This is a genomic window from Micromonospora sp. NPDC051296, from assembly GCF_040682255.1.
GTDB lineage: Bacteria > Actinomycetota > Actinomycetes > Mycobacteriales > Micromonosporaceae > Micromonospora > Micromonospora craterilacus.
The window spans coordinates 1-8,903 of sequence record NZ_JBFBAO010000302.1 but is presented as its reverse complement, the minus strand read 5'-3'; the positions used below and the strand labels follow the sequence as shown (position 1 = coordinate 8,903).

Sequence of the window (8,903 nt, the reverse complement as noted above, 5' to 3'; positions counted from 1 at the left end):
CGGATGTGGTGCGGGTTGTTGATCCCCAGACCCGACCCGATCGGCGCGCCGGCCGGCATCACCGCCGCACAGCCCACGTCGGCGAGACGGCGGGCCAGCACCGGATCGTCCGAGGTGTACGGCAGCACGGTGAACCCGTCGCCCACCAGCTCCTCGGCGGCGCGCAGCAGCTCCACCCCGTCGGGCAGCAGGGTCCGCTCGTCGCCGATCACCTCCAGCTTGACCCAGTCGGTGTCGAACGCGTCCCGGGCCAGCCGCGCCACCTTCACCGCCTCGCCGGCCGTGTAGCAGCCGGCCGTGTTCGGCAGCAGCCGTACGCCGCACCGGTCGAGCAGGTCCAGCAGACCGCCCGCGCGGTCCGGGACGGTGTCCACCCGGCGCAGCGCCAGCGTGACCAGCCCGGTGCCGGATGCCTGGATCGCCTGCTCCAGCACGTGCAGGTTGGCCGCCCCACCGGTGCCGAGGATCAGCCGGGAGCCGAACCGCACACCACCCAGCTCGAAGCCTGTCGACTCGATGCCCATCGGGCTCACCCGCCCTGGGCGGCGCTGAGCACCTCGACCCGGTCGCCGCCACGCAACACCGTCGTCGGCCAGCCGGTGCGCGGCACCACCTCGCCGTTCACCGCCACCGCCACGCCGCGCTGGTGCGGGGTGACCTCCCGGACCAGGTCGGCGACCGTGACCCCGTCCGGCGCACTGCGCCCGGCACCGTTCACCGTCAACTCCATCAGGCGTCCTCCGTCCACTGCTCGGACCTGGCGGGCAGGCCGGATGTGACCGGCCCGGAGCCCCCGCCCGACCCGACGCCAACGCCCGCCCCGGAACCGGGAGCGGTGACGAAGCGGTCCGGGCGGAAGGGGGTGAGCAGCGGGTCGGGGGCGTTTCCGGTGATCAGGTCGGCGATCAGATCCGCGGTGACCGGGGTCAGCACGATCCCGTGCCGGTGATGGCCGGTGGCGGCCAGCACGTCCGGCCGACCGGGCAGCGGCCCCAGGATCGGGGCGTTGTCCGGCGTACCCGGCCGCCGCCCGGCCACGGTCTCCACCAGGTCGTACTCGGCCAGCTCGGGCACCAGGTCTACCGCGGCACGCAGCAGCCGCAGCACCGCCCCGGCGGTCACCGCCAGGTCGGAGCGCTCCTCGACCGTCGCGCCGACCACCACCTCACCGCTGTTTCGCGGGACCAGGTAGACATGCTCGCCGTCGGCGTACCCCCGGATCACGTGCCGGAAGCCCGGCGGGCCGCCGTCGGGCGCGCGCAGCCGGAGCACCTGGCCCTTCACCGGACGGACCGGCAACCCGGTGAGGGCGGCGGCCCCACACCCGGCGGCGACCACGGTCACCCCGGCCGTCACGTCGGACAGCCGGCGCACCGGCTCGGCGACCAGCACCGCGCCGGCCCGCTCGGCGGCCACCCGCAGCGCCGGCACCAGCCCGCGCGGGTCGACCTGGTGGTCGGTGGCGGCGAGCGCCCCGCCCCGCACCCGCAGCGCCAGCGCCGGCTCGCGGTCCCGCAGCTGCGAGGGGCGCAGCGGCGTCACCGGCAGCCCCAGCCCCTGCTGGTACGCCCACAGCCGCCGCGCCTCGGCCAGGTCGTCGGCGGTGAGCCCGACCACCAGCGTGCCCTCGGTCCGGTACCCGATGTCGGCGCCGGCCGCCTCGGCCAGCTCGGCGGCGAACCCCGGCCAGCGCGCGGCTGATTCGGTGAGCAGACCGGTCAGCTCCCGCTCACCGAAGTACGCCTCGGCCACCGGCGCGAGCATCCCCGCCGCGACCTGGGAAGCACCCGACCCGGGAGCGGGATCGTGCACCACGACCCGCAGCCCACGGGCCGCACACCGCCACGCGATCGCCAACCCGATCGGCCCCGCCCCCACCACCGCCACATCCGGTGCAAGGAAGGGCCCCTTGTTAACGCCTCCGGTAGAGGAGGGGCCCCCGCTTAACACGTCAGCGCCCCGATCAGCTCGGCGGCGGCGCGGGCCGGGTCGGCGGCTGCGGACAGCGCGCCGACCACCGCCACTCCGTACGCGCCGGCGGCCCGCAACGCGGGCACGTCGGCCGCCGTCACTCCCCCGATGGCGATCACCGGCACGGCGACCGCCTCGGCCACCGCCCGGATGCCGGGCACCCCGATCGCCGGGGGCAGCCCGTCCTTGGTGGTGGTGGCGTGGCAGGGGCCCACGCCCAGATAGCTCGCCCCGGCGGTGACCGCCTCGACGGCCGACCCCGGCTTCCGGGCGGTGGCACCCAGCACGGCGGCCGGGCCGAGCACCCGTCGGGCCGCCCCGACCGGCAGGTCGTCGGCGCCGACGTGGCCGCCGGCCGCGCCCGCCGCCAGCGCCACGTGCAGCCGGTCGTTGACCAGGCAGGTCACCGCGTACGGCGTGCAGAGCGCGACCACCCGCCGGGCCAGGTCGTACGCCTCCCGGTCGGTCGCGGTGTCCTCGACCCGGACCTGCACCACCAGCTCGCCAGGGGCCATCGGCAGTACGGCCCGGAGCACGGCGAGCGGGTCCCGCCCGGGCCGGGTGTCGGTGATCAGATGCAGTCGCCCCAGGGATGGCACGGCAACACTCCTCCCTGCGCCGGCATTACCCGGATCAGGTTCGACGGTCGGGGGCTCACAGCCCCCCTCTCAGCCCGGTCAACCGGGCTCCCGTGGGTCACTTGGGTGTCACCGTACGACAGATCCGCCGGCCTGCCAAGGCGCGCTCTCCGCCGCCAGGGCGACAGCGGACGGGTTGAGCAGATCCCCCTTCATGGAAGGTGTGGGCGCTTTGCGCAGTCCTGATAGGAATCTCACCCGCCGTTGCCAAAACGTTACCAATCGAAGCCTTGCCATGAACCGATTCAGCGGAATTAATTTGTTCAGCGATTCGACATAATGCCGCAACGAACGCCCCGGCAAGGCGTTCCGCCCGGCCCCATCTGGGACGGTCTTCGGCGAGCCGGCCCCCGCGACCCCTGTCCAGTAAGGACAAAGGAGACCGGAGTGTCCCGACCACGCCGTGCCCGCGTACCCGTGACCGCCACCCTCATCGCCCTCGGCCTCGCCGCGACCACGCTCGTCGGCACCCCCGCGCAGGCCGCCCCCACCACCCAGACCGCACCCGTCGCGCAGCCCGCGCCCGCGGCGGCCCCCGCCCCGAACGCCGCCGCCGACCCGTTCTCAGTCCTGGTCTTCTCCAAGACCGCCGGCTTCCGGCACGGCTCCATCCCCGTCGGCATCGCGGCCATCCAGCAGCTCGGCGCGACGCACGGCTTCACCGTCGACGCCACCGAGGACGGCGGTGCCTTCACCGACGACAACCTCGCCCGCTACCAGGCGGTCATCTGGCTCTCCACCACCGGTGACGTCCTCAACCCCGAGCAGCAGGCAGCGTTCGAGCGCTACATCCAGGCCGGCGGCGGCTACGCCGGCATCCACGCCGCTTCCGACACCGAGTACAGCTGGTCCTGGTACGGCGGTCTGGTGGGCGCGTACTTCTCCGGCCACCCGGCCAACCAGCAGGCCACGATCAAGGTGGAGGATCCCGCCCACCCGTCCACCGCCCACCTGCCGGAGCGCTGGTCCCGGTACGACGAGTGGTACAACTTCCAGACCAACCCGCGTGGCGACGTGCACGTGCTGGCCACCCTCGACGAGCGGAGCTACTCCCCCGGTGCCGGCGCGATGGGGCACGACCACCCGATCGCCTGGTGCCAGGACTACGACGGCGGCCGGGCCTGGTACACCGGTGGTGGCCACACCAACGAGTCGTTCGCCGAGCCGGAGTTCCTCACCCACCTGCTCGGTGGCATCCGGACCGCGGCCGGGGTGGAGGGCGCCGACTGCGGTGCCTCGCTGACCGCGAGCTTCGAGAAGGTGACGCTGGACAGCAACACCAGCAACCCGATGGAGCTGGACATCGCCGCCGACGGCCGGGTCTTCTACATCGAGCGCGACGGCCGGGTGCAGATCGTCAAGCCGGACACCGGTAACACGGTCACCGCCGTTCAGCTCGACGTCTTCACCGGCAACGAGGACGGCCTGATCGGCATCCGCCTCGACCCGGACTTCGCCAGCAACGGCTGGGTCTACCTCTACTACGCCCCGGTCACCGGCGGCCCGCGCAACCACCTGTCCCGGTTCACCGTCACCGGTGACACCATCGACAAGGCCAGCGAGAAGGTCGTCATCCAGGTCGACACGCAGCGCAGAACCTGCTGCCACGCGGGCGGCACGATGGCCTTCGACTCGGCCGGCAACCTCTACCTGGCCACCGGGGACAACACCAACCCGTTCGAGTCCGATGCGTTCACCCCGATCGACGAGCGGCCGGGGCGGCAGGACTACGACGCACAGGGCACCTCCGGCAACACCAACGACCTGCGCGGCAAGGTGATCCGGATCCACCCGGAAGACGACGGGACGTACACCATCCCGCAGGGCAACCTCTTCCCGCCGGGCACCGAGAAGACCCGTCCCGAGATCTACGCGATGGGCTTCCGTAACCCGTTCCGGATGGGCATCGACCCGGCCACCGACGTGCTCTACGTGGCCGACTACGGGCCGGACGCCGGCTCGGCCAACCCGAACCGGGGCCCGGAGGGCCTGGTGGAGTGGAACATCGTCGACCGGCCCGGCAACTTCGGCTGGCCGTACTGCACCGGGGCGAACCGGGCGTACAACGACTACCAGTTCCCCTCCGGTCCTTCCGGCCCGAAGTTCGACTGCAACGCGCCGGTGAACGACTCGCCCAACAACACCGGTCTGACCAACCTGCCACCGGCCATCCCGGCCACCGTCGACTACGGCTATGCCGTCAACCCGCTCTTCCCGGAGATCGGTGGCGGCGGCGCGCCGATGGGCGGCCCGGTCTACCGGTACGACGCCGACCTCAACTCGGACCGCAAGTGGCCGGCGTACTACGACGGCAAGGCCATGTTCGGCGAGTGGAACCAGTCGAGGATGTACACCATGCAGGTCACCCGGGACGGCAAGTCCCTGGTGGACATCAACCGCCTGCTGGCAGACATGACGTTCATCCGGCCGATGGACTTCGAGTTCGGCCCGGACGGCGCGCTGTACCTGATCGAGTGGGGCAGCGGTTTCGGCGGCAACAACGACAACTCCGGCGTCTACCGGATCGACTACATCGCCGGTGACCGGGCGCCGATCGCGGTGGCCAGCGCCGAACCGACCTCCGGGCCGGCGCCGCTCACCGTGCAGTTCTCCAGCACCGGATCCCGCGACCCCGACGGCGGCACCCTGACCTACGCCTGGACGTTCGGTGACGGGCAGAGTTCCACCGAGGCCAGCCCGGTGCACACCTACGCCGAGGCGGGCAACTACAACGCCCAGCTCACCGTGACCAACCCCAAGGGGCGGACCGCGGTGGCCAACGTCCGGGTCACTGTCGGCAACACCGCGCCGACCGTCTCCATCGAGTTCCCGCCGGACGGTGGCTTCTTCAACTGGGGTGACCAGGTCAAGTACACGATCAAGGTGACCGACCCGGAGGACGGGGAGATCGACTGCGACCGGGTGCAGCTCCAGGTGCTCCTCGGCCACGACGAACACGCCCACCCGCTGGAGCAGCACACCGGTTGCACCGGCGTGGTGCAGACCCAGCTCGCCGCCGGGCACGGTGCGGAGGCGAACGTCTTCACCGTGCTGGAGGCGACCTACACCGACAAGGGCGGGGTCGGCGGCGCCGAGCCGCTCACCGGACGCGTGCTGGAGATCCTGCAGCCCAAGCGGAAGGAGGCCGAGTACTACTCGGCCACCGGCCGGGTGGCCGGCAGCACCGGCGGCGGCGACCCGGGGGTGGGCAAGGAGGCCACCGGGGACACCGCCGGCGGCGGCCAGAACATCGGTTGGATCGAGGACGGCGACTGGTGGTCGGTCGACCCGGCCAGCCTGACCGGGATCGACGCGATCCGGTTCCGGGTCGCCTCCGCCACCTCCGGCGGCCGGCTGGAGGTCCGGGCCGGTGCCGCCGACGGTCCGCTGCTCACTTCGGTCAACGTGCCTGGCACCGGGGCGTGGCAGACGTACACCGACGTCACCGCGCAGGTGCCGGCGAACGTCGACGCCCGCGGGACGCTGTACTTCGTGGCCCGGGACCCCGCCGGCGGAGCCGACAGCCTGTTCAACGTCAACTGGATGGACTTCCTCGGCAAGGGCGTCACCGACAACGCGCCACCGGTGGTGACCGCGACGGCCACCCCGACCACCGGCACCGCGCCGGTCACGGTGGCCTTCTCGGGTACGGCCACCGACGCCGAGGACGACACCCCGTTCACGTACGCCTGGGACTTCGGTGACGGCGGTACGGCGAACACGCTGAACGCCGACCACACGTACACCGTCCCGGGTACCTTCACCGCCACCCTGACGGTGACCGACAGCCGGGGCGCGAAGGCGTACGCCACCGTCCAGGTGAAGGTGGACGCGCCGAACACCTCCTGCTTCGGGGCCCGCTCGGACGACTTCCTCGGCAGCTCGCTGAACCGTGAGCGATGGCAGACGATCGTCCGGGAGAACCAGTCGTACTCGGTCACCGGGGGTGCGCTGCGCCTGCCCACCTCGGTGGGTGACCTGTACGGCGGCCGCAACGACGCGACCAACCTGGTGCTGCAACCCGCACCGAGCGGGGCCTGGCAGGCCACCACGAAGGTGACCCTGCCGACCACCGCCGACTACCAGCAGGCCGGCCTGCTCATATACGGCGACGACGACAACTACGCCAAGGTGGGTCTGCTGCACGCCGGCAGCCGGCGGGTGGAGTTCATCCGGGAGACCGCGGGAACCCCCCGCAACGAGGCGGGCGACAGCACCGCCGCGCCGGCCGGTGACACCATCTACCTGCGGCTGATGAGCGACGGGACGAACCTGACCGCGGCGTTCTCCGCCGACGGGCAGACCTTCACCCCGGTCGGTCGGGCAGCGGCGCTCGCCGGGATCAGCAACCCGCAGGTCGGTCTCTTCGCGCTCAACGGCGGCACCACCGCCCCGGTGGTGGACGCGGCCTTCGACTGGTTCCAGTTCACGCCGGACATCCCGGCCGAGCCGGTGAACCCGTCGGACGAGTTCACCGGTGACTCGCTGGACAAGTGCCGGTGGAACGCGATCGTCCGGGAGGACCCGACCGCCTACCGGGTGACCGGCGGGTCGCTGCGGATCGACGTGCCGAACGGTGACATCTACGGCACCGGCAACTCCGGGCCGACGAACTTCATCCTGCAGACCGCGCCGAGCGGCGACTGGACCCTGGAGACGAAGGTCGACGGCAGCCTGCTGAACGAGCAGTACCAGCAGGCCGGGTTGATCGTGTACGCGGACGACGACAACTACCTGAAGTTCGACTACATCGTGGACAACCAGCCCGGCCAGCCGGTGGCGCGGCGGATCGAGTTCCGCAGCGAGATCGGCGGGGCGGTGCAGGACCCGCAGCCGCAGGCGGGGAACCTGACCACGGCGGTGTGGCACCTGCGGCTGGCCCGCAGCGGCAACACCTACACCGCGTCGTACTCGGCGGACGGCACGACCTGGACGGCGCTGCCGGCGCTGACCAACGCGGCGGTCGGGGCGACCCCGAAGGTGGGCCTGTTCACCCTGGGTGCCAACCAGACCGCGTCGAAGGCGGCGTCGTTCGACTACTTCCGGCTCTCCACCGCCACGGTCGACGACACCGCCCCGGTGACCACCGCTCAGGTGTCCGGCACGCCGGTCGAGGGCTGGCACACCGGACCGGTCACCGTCACGCTGTCCGCCACCGATGAGGATGGCGGCAGCGGGGTGGCCCGCACCGAGTACCAGCTCGGCGGGGCCACCACCTGGACCGCCTACGCCGGACCGGTGCAGGTGACCGGGGACGGCTCGCACGAGCTGCGGTTCCGTTCGGTCGACGAGGCCGGCAACGTGGAGGCGACGAAGACGGTCACCGTCAAGATCGACGCCACCGCACCGGTCAGCACCGCGGCGTTCGCCCCGGCGAACGACGAGGGCTGGCACGACGGCACCGTTCCGGTGGTGCTCACCTCGACCGACGCCGGCTCCGGGGTGAAGCTGCTGGAGTGGGCGCTGGACGGCGGCGCCTGGACGCCGTACACCGCACCGATCGAGATCAGCGGTGACGGGGCCCACGAGCTGCTCTACCGGGCCACCGACACCGCGGGCAACGCCGAGACGCTGAAGTCTGCGGTGGTGCGGATCGACGGCACGAAGCCGACCCTGTTGGTCTCGGGGATCGCCGACGGCCAGCTCTACGGCGACAGCCAGGACGTCCGGGTGTCCTGGCAGGCGGTCGACCCGACCTCGGGCATCGCGGGCGTGGTCGGCCAGCTCAACGGCCGGCCGTACGCCAACGGCACGCTCCAGGCGATGTACGAGCTGCCGCTGGGCCTGCACGAGCTGACCGTGACCGCGACCGACAAGGCGGGCAACGCCACCACCACGTCGATCCGGTTCTTCGTCACCACCTCGTTCCGGGACATGCAGAACCTGCTGGACCGGTTCAAGGCGACGGGGCGGCTCTCGAACAGCGTCTACAACCAGCTGTCGAGCCCGCTCTCCAACGCCCGCAAGGCGGAGGCCAGCGGCAAGGACGACAAGGCGATCCAGGAGCTGATCAAGTTCCGCAGCGTCGCCACCGACGCCAAGCTGGTGATCGAGGCGGAGATCCGCGACGTGCTGGTGCGGGACGCCGACGCCATGATCGTTCGGCTCGGCGGCACGGCCAGCAAGGCGGGCGTACGGGCCAATGACGGTGAGTCGGTGGCCGGTGCCGGCCGGCTCAGTGGCGATCCCACCCGGCTCGCACCCGGCCGTCGGCTGTGAACCCAGGGGCCCCGTCCGGCCGGACGTCGTCCTCATGGACATCCGGATGCCCGGACTGGACGGCCTGGCCGCCAC

General features: G+C 71.9%; 5 protein-coding genes and 1 riboswitch. Of the genes, 1 reads left to right on the top strand and 4 read right to left on the bottom strand.

The window, feature by feature from the left end:
• The 4 genes from AB0M52_RS25715 to thiE form a co-directional block, all read right to left on the bottom strand.
• The coding region (locus tag AB0M52_RS25715; RefSeq protein ID WP_363958570.1) for a thiazole synthase at window positions 1-524 on the bottom strand (524 nt) is incomplete at its 3' end.
• A 5-nt stretch (window positions 525-529) separates the two neighbouring features.
• A complete protein-coding gene (gene thiS / locus AB0M52_RS25710) occupies window positions 530-730 on the bottom strand; it encodes a sulfur carrier protein ThiS (RefSeq protein WP_363958567.1) in 201 nt (66 codons plus the stop codon).
• Window positions 730-1,950 carry a glycine oxidase ThiO gene (gene thiO / locus AB0M52_RS25705; protein ID WP_363958564.1) on the bottom strand — a complete coding sequence of 407 codons (1,221 nt, stop codon included), beginning with the start codon at window positions 1,948-1,950 and terminating at the stop codon, window positions 730-732. The genes thiS and thiO overlap by 1 nt, the downstream gene beginning before the upstream one ends.
• Complete coding sequence (thiE, locus tag AB0M52_RS25700) at window positions 1,944-2,570, bottom strand: thiamine phosphate synthase (RefSeq protein ID WP_363958562.1); 627 nt, start codon at window positions 2,568-2,570, stop codon at window positions 1,944-1,946. Before thiE ends, thiO begins: the two co-directional genes overlap by 7 nt.
• Window positions 2,565-2,673: riboswitch (TPP riboswitch) on the bottom strand. Its footprint overlaps the gene before it by 6 nt.
• A 323-nt stretch (window positions 2,674-2,996) precedes the next feature.
• Between thiE and AB0M52_RS25695 the strand changes: the two genes are divergently transcribed.
• On the top strand, window positions 2,997-8,828 hold the full coding sequence (locus tag AB0M52_RS25695; RefSeq protein ID WP_363958559.1) for a ThuA domain-containing protein: 5,832 nt from the start codon (window positions 2,997-2,999) through the stop codon (window positions 8,826-8,828).
• Window positions 8,829-8,903: the final 75 nt, after the last annotated feature.